22 protein-coding genes and 1 pseudogene are annotated in these 23,546 nt (G+C 73.2%); 8 read left to right on the plus strand and 15 right to left on the minus strand.

The features are described from left to right. Window positions 1–22: 22 nt before the first annotated feature. A complete protein-coding gene (locus tag ACVV2G_RS19150; protein ID WP_453843936.1) occupies window positions 23–1,264 on the minus strand; it encodes an ROK family protein in 1,242 nt (413 codons plus the stop codon). Between the two features lie 139 nt (window positions 1,265–1,403). Between ACVV2G_RS19150 and ACVV2G_RS19155 the strand changes: the two genes are divergently transcribed. Further along, window positions 1,404–2,588: an MFS transporter gene (locus ACVV2G_RS19155; RefSeq protein ID WP_453843966.1), complete on the plus strand. Its 1,185-nt coding sequence runs from the start codon at window positions 1,404–1,406 to the stop codon at window positions 2,586–2,588. A gap of 238 nt (window positions 2,589–2,826) precedes the next feature. Continuing rightward, window positions 2,827–3,561 carry a maleylpyruvate isomerase family mycothiol-dependent enzyme gene (locus ACVV2G_RS19160; RefSeq protein WP_453843937.1) on the plus strand — a complete coding sequence of 245 codons (735 nt, stop codon included), beginning with the start codon at window positions 2,827–2,829 and terminating at the stop codon, window positions 3,559–3,561. 32 nt (window positions 3,562–3,593) lie between these two features. Here the strand turns inward: ACVV2G_RS19160 and ACVV2G_RS19165 are convergent, their stop codons facing one another. After that, complete coding sequence (locus ACVV2G_RS19165; protein ID WP_453843938.1) at window positions 3,594–3,992, minus strand: MarR family winged helix-turn-helix transcriptional regulator; 399 nt, start codon at window positions 3,990–3,992, stop codon at window positions 3,594–3,596. A gap of 74 nt (window positions 3,993–4,066) precedes the next feature. On the opposite strand from ACVV2G_RS19165, the pseudogene ACVV2G_RS19170 reads away from it, so the two are divergent. Continuing rightward, window positions 4,067–4,336: pseudogene (locus ACVV2G_RS19170) on the plus strand (DUF6332 family protein); the annotation flags it as partial. A 487-nt stretch (window positions 4,337–4,823) separates the two neighbouring features. Here the strand turns inward: ACVV2G_RS19170 and ACVV2G_RS19175 are convergent. Beyond that, complete coding sequence (locus tag ACVV2G_RS19175; RefSeq protein WP_453843939.1) at window positions 4,824–5,561, minus strand: TetR/AcrR family transcriptional regulator; 738 nt, start codon at window positions 5,559–5,561, stop codon at window positions 4,824–4,826. 212 nt (window positions 5,562–5,773) lie between these two features. Here ACVV2G_RS19175 and ACVV2G_RS19180 point away from each other — a divergent pair, with 212 nt between their 5' ends. Beyond that, entirely contained in the window at window positions 5,774–6,229 is a 456-nt protein-coding gene (locus ACVV2G_RS19180) for a nitroreductase family deazaflavin-dependent oxidoreductase (protein WP_453843940.1), read from the plus strand. On the opposite strand, the gene ACVV2G_RS19185 is transcribed toward ACVV2G_RS19180, so the two are convergent. Further along, a complete protein-coding gene (locus ACVV2G_RS19185) occupies window positions 6,219–7,559 on the minus strand; it encodes a geranylgeranyl reductase family protein (protein WP_453843941.1) in 1,341 nt (446 codons plus the stop codon). The genes ACVV2G_RS19180 and ACVV2G_RS19185 overlap by 11 nt on opposite strands. Before the next feature lie 143 nt (window positions 7,560–7,702). Between ACVV2G_RS19185 and ACVV2G_RS19190 the strand changes: the two genes are divergently transcribed. After that, window positions 7,703–9,058, plus strand: a complete 1,356-nt coding sequence (locus tag ACVV2G_RS19190; RefSeq protein ID WP_453843942.1) for a dipeptidase — start codon at window positions 7,703–7,705, stop codon at window positions 9,056–9,058. A 106-nt stretch (window positions 9,059–9,164) separates the two neighbouring features. Further along, window positions 9,165–9,584 carry a chaplin family protein gene (locus ACVV2G_RS19195; protein ID WP_453843943.1) on the plus strand — a complete coding sequence of 140 codons (420 nt, stop codon included), beginning with the start codon at window positions 9,165–9,167 and terminating at the stop codon, window positions 9,582–9,584. A 224-nt stretch (window positions 9,585–9,808) separates the two neighbouring features. On the opposite strand, the gene ACVV2G_RS19200 is transcribed toward ACVV2G_RS19195, so the two are convergent. The 5 genes from ACVV2G_RS19200 to ACVV2G_RS19220 form a co-directional block, all read right to left on the minus strand. Then, a complete protein-coding gene (locus ACVV2G_RS19200; RefSeq protein ID WP_453843944.1) occupies window positions 9,809–10,981 on the minus strand; it encodes a 4-hydroxybenzoate 3-monooxygenase in 1,173 nt (390 codons plus the stop codon). 227 nt (window positions 10,982–11,208) lie between these two features. Continuing rightward, entirely contained in the window at window positions 11,209–11,994 is a 786-nt protein-coding gene (locus ACVV2G_RS19205) for a helix-turn-helix domain-containing protein (protein ID WP_453843945.1), read from the minus strand. 529 nt (window positions 11,995–12,523) lie between these two features. Then, the gene (locus tag ACVV2G_RS19210) at window positions 12,524–13,567 is read right to left on the minus strand and encodes an NUDIX hydrolase (RefSeq protein ID WP_453843946.1); all 1,044 of its coding nucleotides are present in this window, start codon (window positions 13,565–13,567) and stop codon (window positions 12,524–12,526) included. A 157-nt stretch (window positions 13,568–13,724) separates the two neighbouring features. After that, window positions 13,725–13,919, minus strand: a complete 195-nt coding sequence (locus ACVV2G_RS19215) for a hypothetical protein (protein ID WP_453843947.1) — start codon at window positions 13,917–13,919, stop codon at window positions 13,725–13,727. Between the two features lie 235 nt (window positions 13,920–14,154). Next, window positions 14,155–15,108 carry an ROK family protein gene (locus tag ACVV2G_RS19220; protein ID WP_453843948.1) on the minus strand — a complete coding sequence of 318 codons (954 nt, stop codon included), beginning with the start codon at window positions 15,106–15,108 and terminating at the stop codon, window positions 14,155–14,157. Window positions 15,109–15,331: 223 nt separating this feature from the next. Here ACVV2G_RS19220 and ACVV2G_RS19225 point away from each other — a divergent pair, with 223 nt between their 5' ends. Then, entirely contained in the window at window positions 15,332–16,408 is a 1,077-nt protein-coding gene (locus ACVV2G_RS19225; protein ID WP_453843949.1) for a LacI family DNA-binding transcriptional regulator, read from the plus strand. A gap of 432 nt (window positions 16,409–16,840) precedes the next feature. Here the strand turns inward: ACVV2G_RS19225 and ACVV2G_RS19230 are convergent, their stop codons facing one another. From ACVV2G_RS19230 to ACVV2G_RS19250, 5 genes are all read right to left on the minus strand, one after another. Next, entirely contained in the window at window positions 16,841–18,139 is a 1,299-nt protein-coding gene (locus ACVV2G_RS19230; RefSeq protein WP_453843950.1) for a DUF6986 family protein, read from the minus strand. Between the two features lie 172 nt (window positions 18,140–18,311). Further along, on the minus strand, window positions 18,312–19,274 hold the full coding sequence (locus ACVV2G_RS19235) for an electron transfer flavoprotein subunit alpha/FixB family protein (RefSeq protein WP_453843951.1): 963 nt from the start codon (window positions 19,272–19,274) through the stop codon (window positions 18,312–18,314). Between the two features lie 55 nt (window positions 19,275–19,329). Next, window positions 19,330–20,118: an electron transfer flavoprotein subunit beta/FixA family protein gene (locus tag ACVV2G_RS19240; RefSeq protein WP_453843952.1), complete on the minus strand. Its 789-nt coding sequence runs from the start codon at window positions 20,116–20,118 to the stop codon at window positions 19,330–19,332. Window positions 20,119–20,337: 219 nt separating this feature from the next. Beyond that, window positions 20,338–20,847, minus strand: coding sequence for a flavin reductase family protein (locus ACVV2G_RS19245; RefSeq protein WP_453843953.1), 510 nt, complete (start codon window positions 20,845–20,847; stop codon window positions 20,338–20,340). 146 nt (window positions 20,848–20,993) lie between these two features. Beyond that, the gene (locus ACVV2G_RS19250) at window positions 20,994–21,341 is read right to left on the minus strand and encodes a thioredoxin family protein (protein ID WP_453843954.1); all 348 of its coding nucleotides are present in this window, start codon (window positions 21,339–21,341) and stop codon (window positions 20,994–20,996) included. Between the two features lie 295 nt (window positions 21,342–21,636). Here ACVV2G_RS19250 and ACVV2G_RS19255 point away from each other — a divergent pair, with 295 nt between their 5' ends. Then, on the plus strand, window positions 21,637–22,365 hold the full coding sequence (locus ACVV2G_RS19255) for a lysophospholipid acyltransferase family protein (RefSeq protein WP_453843955.1): 729 nt from the start codon (window positions 21,637–21,639) through the stop codon (window positions 22,363–22,365). Window positions 22,366–22,661: 296 nt separating this feature from the next. Here the strand turns inward: ACVV2G_RS19255 and ACVV2G_RS19260 are convergent. Then, a protein-coding gene (locus tag ACVV2G_RS19260) for an IS5 family transposase (protein WP_453843967.1) occupies window positions 22,662–23,524 on the minus strand; the annotation gives its coding sequence in 2 pieces (ribosomal slippage) (window positions 22,662–23,167 and window positions 23,167–23,524; 864 coding nt in all). Window positions 23,525–23,546 lie beyond the last annotated feature (22 nt).

Raw genomic sequence — 23,546 nt, forward strand, 5'->3', positions numbered from 1 at the left:
CCGGCCGGGTGGCCCCCCGCGTTCAGCTCCGCTCCCGTTCGGCGTACGCCGCCGGGTCGGCCAGTACCTCGCGGACGATCACGCCGGCCGCGCCCCGGGCCGCGTCGCCGAGGGACGAGGAGGCCCGCAGCCGCTTCCCGTCCTCGCTCCACAGCCCCGACACGACGCGGAGCGCGAGCTCACGGTCGACGGCGGGCGCCAGCCAGTGCATCAGCTCGCGGTAGACGCCGCCGAGCATCACCGCCTCGGGGTCGAAGAGGTTCACCGCGCCCGACACGACGAAGCCCAGCCGCCGTCCGGCCCCCTCGATCGCCGCCAGCGCGGCCGGGTCGCCCCGCCGGGCGCGGCGTTCGAGTGCGGCGACGCCCCGCGCGCCGGTGTCCGCGTCGATGCCCGCGGCGTTCAGCAGCGCGGCCTGTCCGGCGTACTGCTCCAGGCAGCCGCGGGCCCCGCACCGGCACAGCGGCCCGTCCGGGTCGACCACCATGTGCCCGATCTCGCCGGCGAAGCCGTGCGCCCCGCGCAGCAGCTCGCCGTTGAGCACCAGCGCGCCGCCGACGCCGATCTCACCGGTCAGGTACAGGAAGCTGCGCAGGCCCTCGGTGCCCGCTCCGAACCACAGCTCGGCGAGGGCGGCGGCGTTGGCCTCGTTGTCGGAGCTGACCGGCAGGGGGCGGTGGGCGGGGCGCAGCGCGAGCAGGGCGTGGGCGAAGAGCCCCTCCACGGCGACCCGCCGCCACCCCAGATTGGGGGCCTGGCGCACGGTGCCGCCGGTCACCAGGCCGGGCAGCGCGACGTGGGCGGCGGCCGGTGCGAGGTCCTGCTCCGCCGCCGAGCCGAGGGCGCGCGCCGCCAGCCGGGCCGCACGGGCCAGTACGTCGGCGGGCGGTACCCCGCGGTTGTCGGAGTGCTCCACGAGCCGGACCCGGTCGGTGCCGGCGAGGTCGACGACGCACACGGCGATGTAGTCGATGTTGATCTCGACGCCGAGGCCCGCCGGGCCCGAGCGGGACACCTTGAGGACGGTGCCGGGCCGTCCCGCCTGACCGCTGCTGGTCTTTCCCCACTCGGAGACGAAGCCGTACTCCAGCAACTGCTCGACCAGGGACGACACCGCCGCGCGGGTGAGTCCGACATGCGTGGCGACACCGGCCCTGGTCGCCTCTCCCGCGTCGTGCACGGCCCTCAGGACCAGGCTGAGGTTGTGCCGTCTGACCGAGGCCTTGTCGGCCTTCGGTTCCAGGGGGGTGAGGTTGTTCTTCATGGTGGTGTCGAGCGTATGCGACGCCCCGCACGGGGCCGCGCCCCCGCCCACGGGCCCGGTCACGCTCTTGCCCCCCTTCCCGCCCCGCCTCTAGCCTCACTTTGTGCCGCTCATAAACAAAACCCGTTCGCACAACGCCGTGCCGGGTCCCCGCGACGACCTCACCCGCCTCCGCATCGCCCTGACCGCCTTCTTCGCCCTCGACGGCTTCGTCTTCGCCGGCTGGGTCGTACGGATTCCCGCCATCAAGGAGCAGACCGGTGCCTCGGCCAGCGCCCTCGGGCTGGCGCTGCTCGGCGTCTCGGCGGGCGCGGTCGTCACCATGGTTCTCACCGGGCGTCTGTGCCGCCGCTACGGCAGCCATCCCGTCACCGTCGCCTGCGCGGTGCTGCTCTGCCTCAGCGTCTCCCTGCCCCCGCTCACCCACTCCGCGCTCGCCCTCGGCGCCGTGCTGCTGGTCTTCGGCAGCGCCTACGGCGGGATCAACGTCGCCTTCAACAGCGCCGCCGTCGAGCTGGTGACCGTGGTGCGGCGGCCGATCATGCCGAGCTTCCACGCCGCCTTCAGTCTCGGCGGCATGATCGGCGCCGGGCTCGGGGGGCTCGTCGCCGGGTCGCTGTCGCCGGTACGGCACCTCTTCGGCCTCACCGTGATCGGCCTGCTCGTCACCCTGTTCGCGGGCCGCGCCCTGCTGCGCTGCGAGCCCGCCGCGCCGACCGGCCGCGGGCACGAGGACGAGCACGAGGACGCGGACGCCCCGCGCCGGCTGGACGGCCGCACCCGCCGCCTCGTCCTCACGTTCGGCCTGATCGCCCTGTGCACGGCGTACGGCGAAGGGGCCATGGCCGACTGGGGCGCCCTGCACCTGGAACAGGACCTCGACGCGTCGCCGGGCATGGCGGCGACGGGCTACTCCTGCTTCGCGCTGGCCATGACCGTCGGCCGCCTGACCGGTACGACGCTGCTGGAGCGTCTCGGTCCGACCACCACGGTCGTGGCGGGCGGCGCGACCGCCGTGGCCGGCATGCTGCTCGGCTCGCTCGCGCCGTCGGTGTGGGCCGCGTTGACCGGCTTCGCGGTCACCGGACTCGGGCTCGCCAACATCTTCCCGGTCGCGATCGAACGGGCGGGCGCGCTGGGCGGCGCCGGCGGCGTCGCGGCCGCGTCGACCCTGGGCTACGGCGGCATGCTGCTCGGGCCGCCCGCGATCGGTTTCATGGCGGACTGGTTCTCCCTGTCCGCCGCGCTCACCAGCGTGGCGGCACTCGCGGCGGTCTCCGTGCTCGTCGCGGTGGCGACCCGGCGCGCGGGCGCCACAGGCTGACCGCGCCGGGCAGTGCCCGGCGCGGTCAGCCCCTGGAACCGGCAACGCCGCTGGTGCAGTCGCCCCGCCGGAGGTCCGCCACCGCTTGGCCACGCCGCGCGGCCACGACAGGCGGCCACGGCAGGCGGCCGTGACCGGCGGCGGAGACCGGCAGGCCACGGCGAAGGTTCGCCCTGGGGAGTCTCAGGTTCATGCGGGGCCTCCCCCGGAGCCCGCTCCGTCCGGCACACTGCCTGTCATGGAAACCGCCATGTTCGTCGAAGTGCTGTCCCGTGAAGGCGCGTTGCTGGCGTCGGCGGCCGAGGCGGCGGGCACCGACGCCAAGGTGCCGACCTGCCCCGGCTGGCAGGTGCGGGACCTGTTGCGGCACACGGGGGCGGTACACCGCTGGGCGAAGGCGTTCGTCGCCGAGGGGCACACCGGCCCCCGGCCCGACGGGGGCCTGCCCGACCTCGACGGCAGCGCCCTGCTGACCTGGTTCCGGGACGGACACGGGCAGCTCGTCGACACCCTCGCCGGCGCCGCGCCCGACGTACGCTGCTGGCACTTCCTGCCCGCGCCGTCACCGCTGGCGTTCTGGGCCCGGCGGCAGGCGCACGAGACGACCGTGCACCGGGTCGACGCCGAATCGGCCCGGGGCGGTGCCCCCTCCGGCATCGGCGCGGACTTCGCGGTGGACGGCATCGACGAGTTGCTGTGCGCCTTCCACGCCCGTCCGAAGAGCGCGGTCCGCACGGAGGAGCCCCGCACGCTGCGGGTGCGCGCGACGGACGTGCCGGGCGCCGTGTGGACCGTACGGCTGACCGCGCGGCCTCCCGTGGCCGAGCGGGACGACTCCGGGGACGTCGACTGCGAACTGAGGGGACCGGCCGCGCAGCTCTACCCGGCGCTGTGGAACCGCCGGCCGTTCCCCGAAGTCACCGGCGACGCCTCGCTCGCCGCGCTCTGGCGTGCGAGGTCGGGCATCGTCTGAGCCCAACGGGACCGCGCGACGCGGCGCCGTGGTCAGCCGGCCGGCATCCGGTGCAGCACCGCCCGCTGCACCGGGAGCACCTGACCGTGGACGACCCGTCCCTGCCGGGTGAGCGCCACCCGCACGCCGCGCCGGTCCTCCGGGCACATGGTGCGTTCGACGAGGCCGTCCTTCTCCAGCCTGGCGACCAGCCGCGACAACGCGCTCTGGCTCAGGTGGACCCGCTCGGAGATCTGCTGGACGCGGTATCCGCAGGAACCGGAGTCGTCCTCGTCCAGCGCGCCCACCAGGACGTCGAGCACCTCGAAGTCGCTCCCGCCCAGGCCGTGCCGGTGCAGCGCGCGGTCGAGTTCACACTGGATGCGGGCGTGCAGGGCCAGGATGCCGCGCCGCTGGGTCACGAGCGTCTGTTCGGCCTTCTTCGCCGCCACGGGCGCACCGTAGCGGAGCGGTCGCGGTCGGCATCGGGCCGTCAAGGACGGGCGGATTTGGCAGACTTGCCGGCATGGACACCTCCGGGGGACGGCGTACGCAGGGCGAACGGGACGCGATCACGGTGGAGATCGGATACGCGCTGTGCAGCGCGGTGTTCGCGGCGGCCGTTCTGTTCGGGGCCGTGGCGGGGCCGGCATACCTCATCGGTCCGCCCGCCGGTCTCCGGGACCTGCTCGTCGGGTCGGGCACGGTGCTGGCCCTCGTGGTCTTCTTCGTCCGCGTGGCCAGCGTGCTCGTCCGGTTCGGGCGGGGCGACCGAACCGGCGGGTCCGACCGGACCCGCCGGTCGGGCCAGTCCGACCAGCTCGGCGAGTCCGGCCAGATCGGCCGGTCCGACCCGTTCGGTCAGTGCAGCCGCACCCAGTCCGACCCGTTCGGTCAGTGCAGCCGCACCCAGTCCGACCCGTAGGCCGGTACGGCCGGCCGAGACCGGCCCGCTCCGGGTGCCGGGTTCGGCCGTCGCACGGTCGGCACGGGCCTGGGGGCGGGGCGAATCACAGCCCCCGGACGGGGAGTTCGGCCACCACGAGGCAGCCGAAGGCGAGGTTGCCGTGGACCGTGTCGTCCGGCAGGCAGAGGGCGGGGCGGCGGTGAGCGGGCTGGCGACCGGGCACCGGGGGCGGCACTCCTCGGCGCCCCCGGTCATTCCGCCACGGGCCCTGCCGGCCTCCTGGCGCTACGCCCGGTACTGCGCACCTCGTTGCGCACGGCTGACCGTACGGCCGGCACCGCGCGCCGGGCGGTGCCGTCCTCGCGGCGCCCCCCCGCTACGCGAACACCAGGCCCACCGCGTTGGCGAGCCGTTCCGCCGCGTGACGGAAGAACGCCTCCCGGTCCTCGACGACCCGGTGGAACTGTCCGAACACCTCGAACCCCACCAGCCCGAACAGCTCGGCCCAGGCCGTGACGAGGGCCGCCACCGACTCCGGGGGCAGGTCGGGGGCGAGATCGGCGGCCATCCGCCGGGCCTCCGGGCGGAGTCCGGCGGGCAGTGCCTGCTTGGCCAGGCCCCGGCCCCGGTGCGCGTCGCGCATGATGCCGATGAACACGTGGCCGACCCGGGCGGCGGCGGGGACGGTGTCGTCGGGCGCCTTGTATCCGGGCACCGGCGATCCGTAGATCAGCGCGTACTCGTGGGGGTGCGCCAGCGCCCACTCCCGCACCGCTTCGCACACCACGGTCCAGCGGCGGGCGGGCCCGGCTCCGGCGGGCGCGGCGCAGGCCTCCTCGGCCGCCGCACCGAGCGAGTCGTACGCGTCGATGATGAGCGCGGTCAGGAGGTCGTCGCGGCTGGGGAAGTAGCGGTAGAGGGCGGAGGACGCCATGCCCAGTTCGCGGGCCACCGCCCGCAGTGAGAGCTTGGCGGCGCCTTCCGCCGCGAGCTGGGCGCGCGCCGCGTCCTTGATGGCGGCGGTGACCTCGATCCGGGCGCGGGCGCGGGCCCCCTTGGCTCCCTGCTCGGCCTCGTGCGCGATCCCCTTCGGGGCTCCTTGTGCGGTGCTCATACGGCCAGTGTCCCACGAAAGGAGAGCAGTGCACACAAACGAGAGCGGCGCCCTAAAAAGAGAGCTGCGCTCTTGCTTTGTCGCACCAACCGATACAGACTGACACACAAGCGAGAGCAGCGCTCACAAAAGTGAACGCCGCTCTCTCGCCTCGTCCCGCTCTCTCGCCTCGTCCCGCTCTCTCACCTCGTCCCGGCAACCTTGGAGCCCGCATGTCCGCGTCCACCCACGTCCAGAAGCCCGGCTGGTTCACCGTCAACGTCCTCAACTCCGCCGTCGCCTGGCTGGCCCGCCGGGGTCTGAGCGTCTGGGGCTCCCGTGTCCTCGCGGTCCGCGGCCGCAAGAGCGGCCAGTGGCGGACCACCCCGGTGAACCTGCTGACCTTCGAGGGGCAGCAGTATCTGATCGCCCCGCGCGGACACGTCCAGTGGACCCGCAACATGCGCGCGGCGGGCGGCGGCGAACTGCGTCTCGGCGCGCACGTGGACGTGTTCACCGCCACGGAGGTCGCGGACGACGACAAGCCGCCGCTCCTGCGGGCCTACCTCAAGCGCTGGAAGGCCGAGGTCGGTGTCTTCTTCAACGGCGTCGGCCCCGGCTCCCCGGAAGCGGAGCTGCGGCGCATCGCCCCCGACCACCCGGTCTTCCGGATCGAGGTCAGGAACTGACCCCGCCGCCCGAGGAACCCGCACCGCCCCCGCCGCCCGAGTCACTCGTGGCACCCGAAGGACTCACGGCGCCCGCGCCGTCCGCCGCGTCCGCCGAGCCCGCGGACTCTCCCGCGGCCGCGGGCCGCCGGTCGATCGCCGCCAGCGCCCGCTGCGCCAGCGGGTGGCTGCGGACCAGCTCGCCCAGCGTGGTCGAGCCCTGCGTGATGTCCTTGAACGCCCTCCAGGCCGGACGGAACCCGGTCAGGGCCGCGTGGAAGAGCCCCGGCCGGCGCTCGAAGACCGCCAGCAGCCGCTTGCCGACGCTCATCTCCACTCCGAGCCCGGCCTTGATCGCGAAGGCGTAGTTCAGGGCCTGCTTGCGCGCGTCCACGGCGTCGTGCGCCTCGGAGATCCGCACCGCCCACTCCCCCGCGAGCCGTCCCGAGCGCAGCGCGAAGGAGATGCCCTCGCGCGTCCACGGCTCCAGGAGCCCCGCGGCGTCCCCGCACACCAGGACCCGGCCGCGCGACAGCGGCGAGTCGTCGGCGCGGCAGCGCGTCAGATGGCCGGAGGAGACGCTCGGTTCGAAACCGGCGAGGCCGAGCCGGCCGACGAAGTCCTCCAGGTACCGCTTGGTCGCCGCACCCTCACCGCGCGCCGAGATGACACCGACCGTCAGTGTGTCGCCCTTGGGGAAGACCCAGCCGTAACTGCCGGGCAGGGGGCCCCAGTCGATGAGGGCCCGCCCCTTCCAGTCCTCGGCGACCGTGTCCGGCACCGGGATCTCCGCCTCCAGGCCGAGGTCGACCTGGTCGAGCTTCACCCCGACGTGGGCCCCTATCCGGCTGGCACTGCCGTCCGCGCCGACGACCGCCCGCGCCAGCACCGTCTCACCGCCCTGCAGGACGACGGCGACCGTGCGCCGGTCCGGCACCGCCGATCCGTGCTGCTCCACGCGCGCCACCGTCGCCCCGGTGCGCAGCTCGGCACCCGCCTTCTGGGCGTGCTCGACGAGCTGCTGGTCGAACTCGGGCCGGTTGATCAGCCCGAACAGCATCTGCCGGGAGCGCCGGGTACGGGTGAACCGTCCGTTGTTCGAGAACGTGACCGCGTGCACACGGTCCCGCAGGGGCAGATCGAAGCCGGGCGGGAGGGTGTCGCGCGAGGGACCGATGATGCCGCCGCCGCACGTCTTGTAGCGGGGCAGCTCCGCCTTCTCCAGCAACAGCACGCGCCGCCCCGCGACCGCCGCCGCATAGGCGGCCGAGGCCCCCGCCGGTCCCGCGCCCACCACGACGACGTCCCAGACCTGACGCGCGTCGTCCGCCGAAGAGTTCTCGCTGCTCACGATGGTCTACTGCTCCGATCAAACCGCATGCCGCACCTGACCCCCGCATCCTACGGCGGGCATCGCCGCAGGCCACTGTGGGAGGATCGGCTCACCCACACCGTACTCATCGGTACAACGTCGCACCCACAAGGAGCGTGCCCATGTCGTCGAATCCGGTCGCCGAGACCGTCGCCTCGCTGATGCCCAGGGCTCAGGAGGAACTCGCCGCTCTGGTGGCCTTCAAGTCGGTGGCGGACTTCGACCAGTTCCCGCGCAGCGAGAGCGTGGGCGCCGCCGACTGGATAGCGGCGGCACTGCGCGCCGAGGGCTTCCAGGACGTGGACCTGCTCGACACACCGGACGGCACGCAGTCGGTCTACGGATACCTGCCCGGGCCCGAGGGCGCGAAGACGGTGCTGCTGTACGCCCACTACGACGTGCAGCCGCCGCTGGACGAGGCGGGCTGGGCCACTCCGCCGTTCGAGCTGACGGAGCGCGACGGCCGCTGGTACGGGCGCGGTGCCGCCGACTGCAAGGGCGGCGTGCTCATGCACCTGCTCGCGCTGCGCGCGCTGAAGGCCGACGGCGGCGTACCGGTGCACGTCAAGGTGATCGTCGAGGGCTCGGAGGAGCAGGGCACGGGGGGCCTGGAGCGGTACGCCGAGCAGCACCCCGAGCTGCTCGCCGCGGACACGATCGTCATCGGCGACGCGGGCAACTTCCGGGTCGGGCTGCCGACGGTCACCTCGACACTGCGCGGCATGACCCTGGTCCGGGTGCGGGTCGACACGCTCGAAGGCAACCTGCACTCGGGCCAGTTCGGCGGCGCGGCCCCCGACGCGCTGGCCGCCCTGATCCGCGTCCTGGACTCGCTGCGCGCCGAGGACGGGTCGACGACCGTGGACGGTCTGGCGGCGGACAGCACGTGGGAGGGGCTGGCCTACGACGAGGAGCAGTTCCGCAAGGACGCCCGGGTGCTCGACGGCGTGGAGCTGATCGGTTCCGGCTCGGTCGCCGACCGGATCTGGGCGCGCCCGGCCGTCACGGTGCTCGGCATCGACTGTCCGCCGGTCGTCGGCGCCACGCCGTCGGTGCAGGCGGGCGCCCGCGCGCTGGTGAGCCTGAGGGTGCCGCCGGGCGTGGACGCGGCCGAGGCCACCAAGCTGCTCCAGGCCCACCTGGAGGCGCGTACGCCGTGGGGCGCCCGCATCGGCGTCGAGCAGATCGGCCAGGGCCAGGCGTTCCGCGCGGACACCACCAGCCCCGCGTACCAGGCCATGGCGGAGGCGATGGCGGTGGCGTACCCGGGCCAGGAGATGCAGTACGCCGGTCAGGGCGGCTCCATCCCGCTGTGCAACACCCTGGCCGCGCTGTATCCGCGGGCGGAGATCCTGCTGATCGGGCTGAGTGAGCCGGAGGCGCAGATCCACGCCGTGAACGAGAGCGTGTCCCCTGAGGAGCTGGAGCGCCTGTCGATCGCGGAGGCGCTGTTCCTGCGCAACTACGCGGCTGTCTGAGCCGGGTGCCAACCCGTCGTGGAGGGTCGAGCACGATGCGGATCAGGGCAGGTTCACGGTGACCGCGGACTCGTGTCCGGGCGGGTGGGTGATCATTGAGCCGTTCATGAGGACGCGAACCTTTGCCCGCAGGGCTGTCGTGACGGCGACCCTGCTGGAAACTGCCCCGGCCGTCTCCCCCGCCCGGGCCGGAGGTGTCGGCGACTTCCTGTCGCCGGCTTCCGGCACCAGCTGCGCCAACCACCACAACGCCGCCCAGGCGGACGGAGCGACCACCCGCGGCACCGGAACCGCCACCGGCAACCTCGCCGGACTCCCCATCGGTAGCCCGCTCAACCAGTGCGGCGGCGCGGACATGCCCGACGTCTGCACCGTCACGCAGTATTTCCCCGGTACCAACATCCTGGCCGGCAATGTGCTGAACGACGCGGTCGAGGCCCCGGTCGACACCACCGTGCAGGTCGTCCCTCTCCTGTCGACCGACGACGTCACGTCCGACAAGCCGATCGCCAACGTCACCTGCTGACACCGCGGGCCCGGCACCTGACATCGGCCCGGGGGTCCACACCCCGGGCCGATCCTGCTCATGGCCCTGCTCGCGCTTCCCGCGGGCGCTGATGGATCCGGGGTCCAGGGCGGGACGAGGCAGAACGGCTCTTCGATCAGCTCGACCGGCAAGGCACGTGGACCCGGGCCCGGCCCCGCCGAGGGGCCCGAGCCCGGGCGACTGCCGCCGCGTCCGCGGGACTTCTAGTTGGTACCGGCGGTCAGCTCGCTGAACAGCTTGTTCGCCGACTCGGAGGCGAACTGGCGCTGGAGTTCGGCGCGCGCGATCTGCTTCTTGAACTCGCCCTCGTAGCCGGTGAATCCGGCGTTGTGCATGGTGTCGGTGATCCACGTCGCGAACGCCTGGTAGTTCCAGATGTGCGGCAGGCAGGTCTGCGAGTAGCTGTCGAGGAGGCTGGAGTCGCCCTCCTCGGCATGGCGGATCACCGCGCGGGCGAAGACCTCGGTGTCGTGCAGCGCGAGGTGGATGCCCTTGGCGCTCATCGGCGGCACGATGTGCGCGGCGTCGCCCAGAAGGTAGAGCCTGCCGTAGCTCATCGGGTCGAACACCACGCTGCGCAGCGGAACGATCTGCTGGGACAGGATCTCGCCGCGTGAGGGCGGTGTGCCGAAGCGGGCCTCCAGCTCGCTCCAGATGCGCTCCTCCGGCCACTGCTCGGGGGTGTCGTCGACCGCGCACTGCAGGTAGATGCGGCTGGCTTCGGGGCCGCGGGGGATCATCCCGGCCAGGCCCAGTTCGTGGATCGCCATGCCCGAGGGCTTGGTCTCGGTGGCGGCCAGGACGCTGAGCCAGGAGTAGCCGTACTCGTGGGAGTACTCGGTCAGCGCGGAGGCGGGGATGGAGCTGCGGGAGACGCCGTGGAAGCCGTCGCAGCCGGCGACGAAGTCGCACTCGATGGCTCGCGCCGCGCCCTCGGCGTCCCGGTAGCGCGCCACCGGGTTGCCCTCATCGAGTTTTTCCAGGGTGACGTCCGCGGCTTCGTAGCGCAGGTCACCGCCCTCGCGCAGGAAGACCTCGGTGAGGTTGCGCACCAGGACCTGCTGCGGGCAGTACAGGCTCTCGTCGTCGTCCTCGTCCACGTCGATCGGCATCGCGTGGCCGTCGACGTAGAAGCCGCCCTCGCTGTGCGGGATGGGGTCGCCCGCCAGGACCTCCTCCAGGCCCCACTCGCGGAACAGGCGCACCCCGAAGGTGTCGATCGTTCCGGCGCGCTGGCGCTTCTCGACGTAGGCGCGAGGGTGCTTCTCCAGCACGGTGCAGTCGACGCCGTTACGCAGGAGGAAGTTGCCGAGGGTCAGACCGGCGACGCCGGCCCCGATGATGACGACGGCCGTGTCGTCGCGTGTCTCAGTCATGCGTGCGGGCCTTTCGTGATCCGTACAGTGGTCGGTACGCGCCGAGGGCGTACGCGGCGGCGCCGGCCGTGAGGACCGGCGCCCGCTCGCTGTCCACTGTGAAAGACCCGGCGGCCTGCAGACCACCGGTAAGTCGACACCCGATACCGGAAACCCGCCAAGGCGGCTCGGACCTCGTGCGTCATGCACCCAGCCAGCGCACATCGGGTGGACAGCCGTGGTGGCAGCTAGCGCCCGTGGAGGCGCAGGCCGGCCCGGTAACGGCCGGGTGTCTGGCCGATGACCTCGGTGAAGGCGTCGATGAAGGTGGACGGGTTGGACCAGCCGCACGCCACCGCGGTCTCCGTCACCGTCATCCCGTCGGTCAGGTGCGCCAGAGCGTGGTGGATGCGCAGGGTGGTGCGCCAGCGGTGGAAGCTCATGCTCAGCTCGGTGTGGAACAGGCGGCTGAGCGTGCGCTCGCCGGCTCCCACCTCCCGGCCCAGCTCGGCCAGGGTGGAAGGCCGGGCGGGGTCCGCGCGCAGCAGGTCGGTGGCGGCGCGCAGCCGGTCGTCCCGCGCTTCGGGAAGGTGCAGGGAGGTCTCGGCCGCGTCGGCCAACTCGTCCACGATCACGGTGAGAAGACGCCGGTGGGCGCCGGCCCGCCGCTCCGGTTCGTCGGTGAGCGCCAGCAGTGCCTCGCGCAGCAGCGGGCTCACCGCGAAGACGCTGGGGTGATCGATGAGCTCGGCGCACAGGTCGAGCGGTACGGACACCAGCCGTACATCGGTCCGGCCGTAGAAGCGGTGCGAGTGGGCGAAGCGCGGGGGCGTCCAGGTGATCCGGTCCGCCGGGGCGACCCAGGTGCCGCGCTCGGTCGCCGTGGCCAGGGCGCCGGCGGCGGCATAGACCAACTGGCCCTGTACGTGGCTGTGGGGGTCGAGCTGGAAGCCGTGCGGCAGCCAGGCACCGCCTTGCAGGATCTGCTCTTCTGCATCGGCGGACGGCGGCGAAGGATGGCGGGTTGTCGGCATCAGGCGTCAGTTTACCGGTGGCGCGAATTCCGAGGAGACGGTGCGGGCGGAGGTGGTGGCCCATGCCGTGGAGGCGCCGGTCGTACGCCGGTCGTACGGGGTGAACTGCCGGGCGCGGAACCCGCCTTCGAGGACGGGGAGCACCGCTGCACGCGGACGCCGTCCGACGGCTTCTCCGGGACGGCCTCGACCGGCCGGCGCGGGTGACGGAGGTGACCGGCGGCGACGTCCTGGACTTCGGCGCGGGGCGCACGTCGTCCACGCCCCGGGCCGCACGGACGGGAGCATCGCACTGTACCTCCCGCGTCACGGCATGCTGTGCGCGGGGGACGCGGTCGCCGCCCCGCCGGTCGACGGCAGTGCGATGCTCGGCGTGTCCGGCGTCGGTCGGGACCGCGCCGTCGGCTCCTCCGGGCGGTTGGCGGGCCTGACACGGAGGGGGCCTGCTTCGGTCACGGGGCCCCGTGACCGCCGGGGCCGGCGAGGTGCTCCGGGCCTCGGCCCGTACCTACGGGGCGGCCGTCCGAGATCAGCCGACCGGAGTACCCGCCTCCAGGTACAGCGCCGCCCCGCGTTCCCGGGCCCGCATGGCCCAGCGCAGCCGCTCGTAGCGGACCGGCGGGAGGAGGCCGGCCGCCTCGTCCTCGGTGACGAAGCGCCAGGCGCGCAGTTCGGGGCCGGGCAGCAGCAGCCGCCTCGCGTCCGCGGAGTCGAGCCGGCCACCGTCGAAGAGCAGGCGCAGACCGCCGTAGCCGGGAGGTACGGGAGCCTCCCAGTCGACGACCAGCAGGGCGGGTACGTCCTGGAGGTGTATCCCGGTCTCCTCGGCGACCTCCCGCATGCCGGCGCGGGCGGGCGCCTCGCCGGGTTCCACGACGCCGCCCGGAAACTCCCATCCGGGTTTGTACGTCGGGTCGACGAGCAGCACCCGGTCCCGCTCGTCGAAGAGAAGCACGCCGGCGGCGGTGGTCTCGGCGGTGGGCTCGGGCGTCTGCACGATGTCGCAGGCCGGCACGGAGCCGGTGCGGACGGCCTCGGCGATCCGGGCGGCGGCCTGGTACGGGGTGAGGGCGCCGGTGTCGACCGGATGGGCGTCGGCGGTCAGCCAGGACGCGAGGGCGGTCCGGTACGGCTCCATGTGGTCGTAGGACCACTGCCGTGGGCGTATCTCGCCGCCGGGCGGGCCCCCGGGTGTCTCGCGGCGCGCCACGCGCTCCCGCAGGATCGTTTCCGCCGGAACCAGCAGGATGTGCCGGACCTCGATCCGGCGGGCGGCGAGGCCGCCGAAGATCTCGTCCCGGTACTCCTGGCGCAACAGGGTCATGGGCACCACGAGTGTCCCGCCGAGTTCGGCGAGCATCGCGGCCGCCGTGTCGATGACCAGGCGGCGCCAGATCGGCAGGTCCTGGAAGTCGCCGGCCTCGGCCAGGCGTTTGGGCGGCAGCAGGTGTGCGAGTGCCGCGCCGATGACCTCGGGATCGAGGAGCGTGCTGTTCGGGATCAGTTCGATCAGTTCCCGTGCGGTGGCGGTCTTCCCCGCACCGAACGCGCCGTTGATCCAGACGACGGTCACAGGTCCCCCTCTTCTGTTGGCCCCCTGTGGCTTGCCCGCTCCACCCTGCCACGGAAACCAGGCCCAGTTGAGGGCGCCGCCCGAGGGCGTACGACGACGGCGCCGACGCCCCGGGGAGGGGGCGCCGGCGCCGTGCGGTGCGACGCGGCCGGGCCTGTCAGCCCAGCTTCCCGAGCGTGTCCTCGTCCACGCTCAGCTTCTCGACAACGACGGTGTCCTGCACCGTGCTGACGGTCTCCTCGACGTCGAGGTTGAGGGGGAGTTCGCCCGGGGCGGAGTGGGACGGGCTGACGGCCGCGACGACGAAACCGGTGGCCAGGGAGGCGATGGCGAGCATGCTGCGCTTCTTCATGCCTGCTTCAACTGCGCCGCGGCGCCGGGGTCACGGGCGGAGGCCCGTATGCCGCCGAATCGGTCCGACCGCGTCCGGTCCCCGTCCCGCCCGATCACTCCGGCCCCGCCCGATCACCCCGCCACGGCCCGAACACCTCGCGCCCGCCCGATCACCCCGCCACGGCCCGAACACCTCGCGCCCGCCCGATCGCCCCGCCGCAGCCCGAACACCTCGCGCCCGGCCCGCGCCCGGTTCAGACGCCCGCCGGAGTCACCCCGGCCGTCCTCGTGAGCGCCGCGGCGGCGGCCCCCACCAGCCCCGCGTCCGTCCCCATCTGGGCGGGCACCACCACCAGGCGCCGTACGAAGGACAGGGTCGCGTAGTCGGTCAGGGCCTTGCGCAGGGGGGCGAAGAGGACGTCCCCCGCCTTGCCCACGCCCCCACCGATCACGGCGATGTCGATCTCGACGAGGGTCGCGGTCGCCGCGATGCCGGCGGCCAGCGCCCGTGCGGCCCGTTCGAAGGAGGCCACGGCGACGGGGTCGCCCCGCCGGGCGGCGGCCGCGACCGCGACGGCGGAGGTGTCACCGTCCGGGCCGGGGCGCCAGCCGGCGTCGAGGGCGCGCCGCGCGATGTTGGGGCCGCTCGCTATGCGTTCCACGCAGCCGCGCGCACCGCACGGGCAGGCGTCACCGTCCAGGTCCACGCTGATGTGGCCGATGTGCCCGGCGTTGCCCGTCGGGCCGGGGTGCAGCCGCCCGTCCAGGACCAGACCGCCGCCGACGCCCGTCGACACCACCATGCACAGCGCGTTGTCGTGTCCGCGGGCGGCACCCTGCCAGTGCTCGGCCGCCGTGATGGCCACGCCGTCGCCGATCAGCTCGACGGGCAGGTCCCCGGCGGCGGCGCAGACCCGCCGGACGAGCGGGTAGTCGCGCCAGCCCGGCACGTTCACGGGGCTCACCGTGCCGGTGGAGGCGTCCACCGGGCCCGCGCTGCCGATGCCGACGGCCGTGGCCCGCCCCCACAGCGGCGACGCCGTCAGGTCCCCGAGCACGGCCTCGACGGCACGCATGACGGTGTCGCCGTGCTCCCGGGCGGGCGTCGCACGCTGCGCGCGGGCCTGGATGCGGCCGTGGCCGTCCACGAGGGCTCCGGCGATCTTGGTGCCGCCGATGTCCAGCGCTGCCACGAGGTCGGTGTGCATCAGATTCGGATCTCCCCGTCGGACCGAAAGAAAAATGACGAACGCGAGGCCGCAGCAGACCGGCCCGGGGGTGGGGGCGAGGGCCGGAGAGTGCGGCGAACAGTGTCTCCCGCATCTGACAACGTTGTCCAGGCTCTATGCTCGACGCCACATCCTCATACAAACGCACCACCGACACATCCCCTCGGACGACACCGTGGACGACAGGAGCCGACGCAAGCCCGTGGACGACAGGACAGGACACCGCATCGTGCCCCACACGCCCCGCCGCGCAGAGCGCCTCCCGGGGAACCGCTACGGCAATCGCCCGACCATGAAGGACGTCGCCGCCCGAGCCGGGGTCGGCCTCAAGACCGTCTCCCGGGTGGTCAACGGGGAGTCGGGGGTCACCCCGGAGACCGAGCGCCGCGTCCAGGAGGCCATCGAGGCGCTCGGATTCCGCCGCAACGACAGTGCCCGGGTGCTGCGCAAGGGCCGCACGGCCAGCATCGGCCTGGTCCTGGAGGACCTGGCGGACCCCTTCTACGGGCCGCTCAGCCGCGCCGTGGAGGAGGTGGCCCGGACCCACGGCGCCCTGTTGATCAACGGGTCCAGCGCGGAGGACCCGGACCGCGAGCAGGAACTGGTGCTGGCGTTGTGCGCGCGGCGCGTGGACGGGCTGGTGGTCATCCCCGCCGGGGACGACCACCGGTATCTGGAGCCTGAACTCAAGGCGGGCGTCGCCACGGTGTTCGTCGACCGTCCGGCGGGGCGGATCGACGCGGACGTGGTGGTGTCCGACAACTTCGGCGGCGCCCGGGACGGCGTCGCCCACCTCATCGCGCACGGGCACCGCAGGATCGGCTTCATCGGTGACATGCCCCGCATCCACACCGCCGCCGAGCGGCTGCGCGGCTACCGGACCGCCATGGAGGAGGCGGGCATACCGGTGAAGGACTCCTGGACGTCCCTGGGCGTCACCGACCCCGAGCGGGTGCGCAGGGCGGCCGAGGAGATGCTGGCCGATCCGCACCCGGTCACCGCCGTCTTCACCGGCAACAACCGGGTGACGGTCACCGTGATCCGCGTCCTCGCCGAGCACGCCCGCGGCGTCGCGCTGGTCGGCTTCGACGACATCGAGCTGGCCGACCTGCTCCAGCCGGGCGTCACCGTGGTCGCCCAGGACGCGGCGGCCCTCGGCCGGACCGCCGCCGAGCGCCTCTTCCAGCAGTTGGACGGTGACCTGCTCATGCCCGACCGCATCGAACTGCCGACCAGGCTGGTCACCCGGGGTTCGGGCGAGCTGCCCCCGGCCGACTGAGCGGCCCCCTCGACGGACGGGTCCGAGGACGGGTGCACGCGGGCGCGGCGCCGCCGGAGGCTCCCGCACGCGCCGCGCCCGGCGTCGCGGTCCGGCCCGCGACGTCCGGCCCCCGGGCCCGGTGCGGACGTCGCGGACCGGTGCCGGTACGCACGTCGTCCGCCACGGCGCAGGCACGACGGCGACGGAGCCCCGCGCCGGCAGCCGGGCGGCCAACGGACACTGATCGGCGAGCCGCCCCGGGGGCGGGCCCGGCCGCGGAAGTTGTCCGGGGCGGCCCACCGGGGGATTTCGCGGCAGGCCCGGGCCGGCCGCAGGCCGTGCGAGCGGGGGACGCGCTGTTCGCCGAGGAGGGGCGCGTGACGGCCCCCGGCCCGGAGCGGTACGGCCGGACGGGCGGCCCGCCGCCGCTCCCCCGCACCCGGCCGCCGCCTACTGGGCCGAGGCCGTGAGGTCACCGCGCCGCGGCGAGGAGAAGCCCTCCAGGTCGGCGCGGGTCAGGCCGGTGAGCCGGGCGACCTCGCCGATGTCGAGGGCGCCGCAGTCCAGGCCGCGCAGCAGGTAGCCGCTGAGGGCCTTGGCGGTCGCGGGCTCGTCCATGACGTCGCCGCCGGTGCGGTTGGCGTAGCGGGCGAGGCGGGCGGCCGCCTGCTCGAACCCCTCGCGGTAGAAGGCGAACACGCCCGCGTACCGGGTGGGGAGGTGGCCGGGGTGCATGTCCCAGCCCTGGTAGTAGGCGCGGGCGAGGGCGCGGCGGGTGAGGCCGAAGTGCAGGCGCCAGGCGTCGTGGACCTTCTCGGTGGGGCCGACCGGCAGGACGTTGGTGGAACCGTCCGAGACGCGTACGCCGGTGCCCGCGGCGGCGACCTGCATGACCGCCTTGGCGTGGTCGGCGGCCGGGTGGTCGCCGGCCTGGTGGGCGGCGGAGACGCCGAGGCAGGCGCTGTAGTCGAAGGTGCCGTAGTGGAGGCCGGTGGCGCGGCCCCCGGCGGCCTGGATCATGCGGGCCACGGCGGCGGTGCCGTCGGCGGCCAGGATGGACTGGCTGGTCTCGATCTGGATCTCGAAGCCGATCCGGCCGGGCTCCAGTCCGCGCGCCTCCTCGAAGGCCTCCAGGAGCCGCACCATGGCGGTGACCTGCTCGGGGTAGGTCACCTTGGGCAGGGTGAGCACCAGCCCGTCCGGCAGGCCGCCGGCCTCCATCAGGCCGCTGAGGAAGACGTCGAGGGTGCGGATGCCGCGGGCGCGCACCGGAGCCTCCATGCACTTCATGCGGATGCCCATGTACGGGGCCGCCGTGCCCCGGCCGTACGCCTCGGCGATCAGCCGCGCCGCGCGCGCCGCGGCCTCGTCCTCCTCCGCGTCGGACCGGATGCCGTAGCCGTCCTCGAAGTCGACACGGAGGTCCTCGACCGGCTCGCGCTCCAGCTTGGCGCGCACGCGGCGGTACACGGGCTCGGCGAGGTCGTCGGTGAGACCGAGGACGGCGGCGAAGGCGGCGGCGTCCGGGGCGTGTTCGTCGAGGGCCGCGAGCGCCCGGTCGCCCCAGGTGCGGATCGTGTCGGCGGCGAAGACGTCACCGGGGACGTAGACGGTGTGGACGGGCTGGCGGGTGCCCGGGTCTCCGGGGTAGCGGCGCTCCAGTTCGGCGTCGACCGGTGCGAGGGAGGCACTGATCTCCTCGCCGACGGCGCCCGCGAGGCTCGTTGCCACCTTCTCCTGCTGACCCATCCCACACCCTCCTGCTTTCCGCTGAGCGGAATAGATAATCCGTAGTGCGAAGTTATCTGTCGGTCACTCGCCGGTCAACACCCATCCTGCGCAGACGCCGAGACCCCCGCGACCAGGACGGTCGCGGGGGTCTCGGCCGGAGCACCGGAGCACTGGAGCACCGGAGGGATGGTCAGCCCTTGCGGGTCCTGACCTCCTCGGTGAGCTGCGGGACGACGGCGAAGAGGTCGCCGACCACGCCGTAGTCGACCAGGTCGAAGATCGGGGCCTCGGCGTCCTTGTTGATCGCCACGATCGTCTTCGAGGTCTGCATGCCGGCGCGGTGCTGGATGGCGCCCGAGATACCGGAGGCGATGTACAGCTGCGGCGAGACGGACTTGCCGGTCTGGCCGACCTGGTTGGTGTGCGGGTACCAGCCCGCGTCCACCGCGGCGCGCGAGGCACCGACGGCCGCGCCGAGGGAGTCGGCCAGCGCCTCGATGATCGCGAAGTTCTCCGCGCCGTTGACGCCACGGCCGCCGGAGACCACGATCGCGGCCTCGGTCAGCTCCGGACGGCCGGTCGACTCGCGCGGCGTGCGCGAGGTGACCTTGGTGCCGGTCGCCTGGGCGGAGAAGGACACCGACAGCGCCTCGACCGCTCCGGCGGCCGGGGCGGCCTCGACGGCCGCGCTGTTCGGCTTGACCGTGATGACCGGGGTGCCCTTGGAGACGCGGGACTTGGTGGTGAAGGCGGCGGCGAACACCGACTGGGTGGCCACCGGGCCCTCGTCGCCGGCCTCCAGGTCGACGGCGTCGGTGATGACGCCCGATCCGAGGCGCAGCGCCAGGCGGGCGGCGATCTCCTTGCCCTCCGCGGAGGACGGGACCAGCACGGCGGTCGGGGAGACGGCCTCGTGGGCGGCCTGCAGGGCGTCCACCTTCGGCACGACCAGGTAGTCGGCGTACTCGGCGGCCTCGTGGGTCAGCACCTTCACCGCGCCGTGCTCGGCGAGGGCGGCGGCGGTGTCACCGGCGCCGTTGCCCAGCGCGACGGCGACCGGCTCGCCGATGCGGCGGGCGAGCGTCAGCAGCTCCAGGGTGGGCTTGCGGACGGCACCGTCCACGTGGTCGACGTAGACGAGAACTTCAGCCATGGGACTTCTTCTCTCCTGCTTGCGAGATGTGAGGGGCGGTCGGCGAATCCGGGGCTCAGATGAACTTCTGGCCCGCGAGGAACTCGGCGAGCTGCTTGCCGCCCTCGCCCTCGTCCTTGACGATGGTGCCCGCGGTGCGCGCCGGGCGCTCGGTCGCGGAGTCGACCGTGGTGTAGGCGTTCTCCAGGCCGACCTCGCCCTCGTCGATGTCGAGGTCGGAGAGGTCCCAGGACTGAACCGGCTTCTTCTTGGCCGCCATGATGCCCTTGAAGGAGGGGTAGCGCGCCTCGCCCGACTGGTCGGTGACCGACACGACGGCCGGCAGCGAGGCCTCCAGCTGCTCGGTGGCGGCGTCGCCGTCACGGCGGCCCTTGACCGTCCCGCCCTCGACCGAGACCTCGGACAGCAGCGTCACCTGCGGCACGCCCAGGCGCTCGGCGAGCAGCGCGGGCACGACGCCCATGGTGCCGTCGGTGGAGGCCATGCCGGAGACGACCAGGTCGTAGCCGGCCTTCTCGATCGCCTTGGCCAGGACCAGGGAGGTGCCGATGGCGTCGGTGCCGTGCAGGTCGTCGTCCTCGACGTGGATCGCCTTGTCCGCACCCATGGACAGCGCCTTGCGCAGGGCGTCCTTGGCGTCCTCGGGACCCACCGTCAGGACGGTGACCTCCACGTCGTCGTCGGAGTTCTCCGAGATCTGCAGCGCCTGCTCGACCGCGTACTCGTCCAGCTCGGAGAGCAGGCCGTCCACGTCGTCCCGGTCGACGGTCAGGTCATCGGCGAAGTGCCGGTCGCCAGTGGCGTCGGGCACGTACTTCACAGTGACAACGATCCTCAAGCTCACGCCGGCTCTCCTACTGCGTCGACATTTCAGTGCTGCCTCTTGCAGGCAGCATAGGCGCCCCAAGCGGCCGATCCCGGTCGGGGCGACCTGCGCTCCACCCGGAATATTACTCGTCAGTACATCCAGTTCTTTCCCGCTAAGCAAGCGCTTTGAACTGTGACCTTCGCAACGCAGCGTAACCGGAACCGGACGGTCCCGCAGAAGCGCCCCCGACGGCGGTCAGTCGCGCAGGCCGTTGTAGCGCCCCTGGTGGTAGAGCAGGGGGCTGCCGTCGCCGGCGGGGTCGCCCAGCACGACCTCCGCCAGCACGACGCGGTGGTCCCCGGCCGGCACCCGGCCGACGACACGGCACACCAGCCAGGCGAGCACGCCGTCCAGGACCGGCACACCCTCGGGGCCCTCGCGCCAGACGGTGGGCGCCGCGAAGCGGTCGGCGCCGCTTCGGGCGAACGTGGCCGCCAGGTCCTCCTGGTGCTCACCGAGCAGGTGGACGCCCACGTACTCGGCCGCGGAGACCGCGGGCCAGCTCGACGAACCGGTGCCGATGCCGAAGGAGAGCAGCGGCGGCTCGGCGGAGACCGAGGTGAGCGAGGTGGCCGTGAACCCGACGGGGCCGGCGCCGTCGCGCGCGGTGATCACCGCGACCCCCGCCGCGTGCCGTCGGAAAGCGGACCGGAGCAACTCGGCGCCGGCGAGCCGCGGTGCGGTCAGGTCGGGCGTGACCGTCATACGGGGTGTCCTTCCGCGTTGCGTCCCGGCCCGGGGAGAGGGGACTGAAGGCCTGGCAGCAGGCTGACGACGGGTGGCACACACAGTCAAATACGTCCTGAGAAGTGGAAGCTGTGGAGAGCGCCTCACCGATGGCGTGGCGGCGGTCACACCGCCTCGCCCAGCGCGGCGATCACGTCCGCCTTGCGCGGCTGCCCGACGGCGCGCCGCACGACACGTCCGTCGGCGCCGAGGACCAGCACGGTGGGGGTCTTGAGCACGCCGAGGGCGCGGACGAGATCCAGACGGGCCTCGGCGTCGATCTCGACGTGGGTGACGCCGGGCACCATACCGGCCACCTCCCCGAGAATCCGCCGGGTGGCCCGGCAGGGGGCGCAGAAGGCGCTGGAGAACTGGACGAGCGTCGCGCGTGCGCCCGGTTCCGCGCCCAGGTCGGCCGCGCCGAGCCGAGGACCGGATGGATCGAGCCGCCCGCCGTCGCCCTGCCCGTGCACCCGCGCACTCCGTTCCGCCGCCACCGCGGCACTCGCGGGCCCGCCTCGCGCGCGCCCCACCGGTCCAGTCGTCCACAGGTGCAGCGCTCACGGGGCGGCGTGGATTCCCGGCCCACCGTCGCTTTTCGGCCAGCACGGGCCGACGACGTGATGAGGATCTCGCCACGGGCGGGCACCAAGGCTGGTACACCGGCCGTTCTTGGGGCACGATCTGCGACAAGCCGTAAACCTACGGCTGCGTAACTTTCGACTGGGAGCCCCTCCCCAGGCCGACAAGGAAGGGTTCGACCCGCCCATGGCAGAAATCGTCTACCGCCCGGCGATCGGTCTCGCCCGCACCCTCTTCAAGGTGTGGGACCTCAAGATCGACTGCCAGGGTTCGGAGAACATCCCGCGCTCGGGCGGCGCCGTGCTGGTGAGCAACCACATCAGCTACCTGGATTTCATCTTCGACGGCCTGGCGGCGCTGCCGCAGAAGCGGCTGGTGCGCTTCATGGCGAAGGAGTCGGTGTTCCGGCACCGGATCTCCGGTCCGCTGATGCGCGGCATGAAGCACATCCCGGTCGACCGCGAGCGGGGCGAGGCGGCGTACGCGCACGCCCTGGACTCGCTGCGGTCCGGCGAGATCGTGGGAGTCTTCCCGGAGGCGACGATCTCCGAGTCGTTCACCCTCAAGAGCTTCAAGTCGGGCGCAGCGCGCCTGGCGCAGGAGGCCGGCGTCCCGCTGGTCCCGATGGCGGTGTGGGGCACGCAGCGGCTGTGGACCAAGGGGCACCCGCGCAACTTCAAGCGCAGCCACACCCCGATCACCATCCGCGTCGGCGAGGCGATCGAGGCCTCCCGCGACAAGTACGCGGGCGCGATCACGCGGCAGGTGCGCGAGCGGGTGCAGGAGCTGCTGGAGGCCGCGCAGCGCGCCTACCCGGTGCGCCCCAAGGGCGCGGACGACACCTGGTGGATGCCGGCGCACCTCGGCGGCACCGCCCCCACCCCCGAGCAGGTCCGGACGGCCGAGGCGCACTGACACCACCCCGGACGGCTCCCCCGGGACACCATCCCGCCCGGACTCCGCCGAGTGGTCCGCGTCGTGGGCCCTTCGGGGTTCGGTCGTGCCGCCGGGGCGGCGGAGGATTCCTCCGGGTGACCGGCGGTGTGCTGGTCGAGCGTCGGGCGGCGGCAATGGGGACGGCAGCCGAGCCGACCGGGGCCCTCGCTTCGGGCCTCACCGACGAATCGGCAGCCGAACGGCTCGGCGTCTCACTGCGCACTACCGGCGGCGTGTGGCCGGGCTGACGGACGAACTAGGCCGTTTCGTTTGGATCACCGAGCGGACCAGAGGAAGATGCCCGCGATATGGAGCCCGGCCAGGTAGATGGTGGCGGTCTTCTCGTAGCGGGTGGCGATGCCGCGCCACTGCTTGAGGCGGTTGATGCACCGCTCGACGGTGTTGCGCTGCTTGTAGGTCTCGCGGTCGAAGGCCGGTGGCCTGCCACCCCGGCTGCCCCGACGTAACCGGTGCGCGCGCTGGTCGGCGGGAACAGGGATCACTGCCCGGATGCCGCGCTTGCGCAGGTGCTCGCGGATCGCGCGGGAGGAGTACGCCTTGTCAGCCAGGACCACATCCGGCCTGGTGCGGGGCCGGCCGCGCCGACGGGGAACGCGCAGGCGGGCCATGACCTCGGTGAACGCGGGTGCATCACCCGCCTGGCCTGCGGTGAGAACGAATGCCAGAGGCCGGCAGTGGGCATCGGCAGCGAGATGGATCTTCGTGGTCAGCCCGCCCCGGGACCGGCCGATGGCATGGTCGTCGGGTTCGCCGGCCGGGGCCCCTTTTTGCGGGCCCCGGCCGCGTGCTGGTGAGCCCGCACGATCGTGGAGTCCACCGACACGGCCCAGTTGAGGTCCTCGTCCGCGTCGGCCTGGGCCACCAGGGCGGTGAAGACCCGCTCCCATGTGCCGTCGACGGCCCACATCCGCAGCCGGTTGTAGACGCCTCGCCAGTTGCCGTACCTCTCCGGCAGGTGGACCCACTGCGTGCCGGTCTGGAACTTGAAGGCGATCGCGTCGATCACCTCACGATGGTCCCGCCACCGGCCACCCCGCCTCGGCGTCCGGTCCGGGAGCAACGGCTCGATCCGCGCCCACTGCGCATCAGTCAACGGCACACCCGGACCAACGACCAACTGATCCAAACGAAACTGCCTA

The sequence above is a fragment of the Streptomyces sp. JK94 genome, from assembly GCF_053613315.1.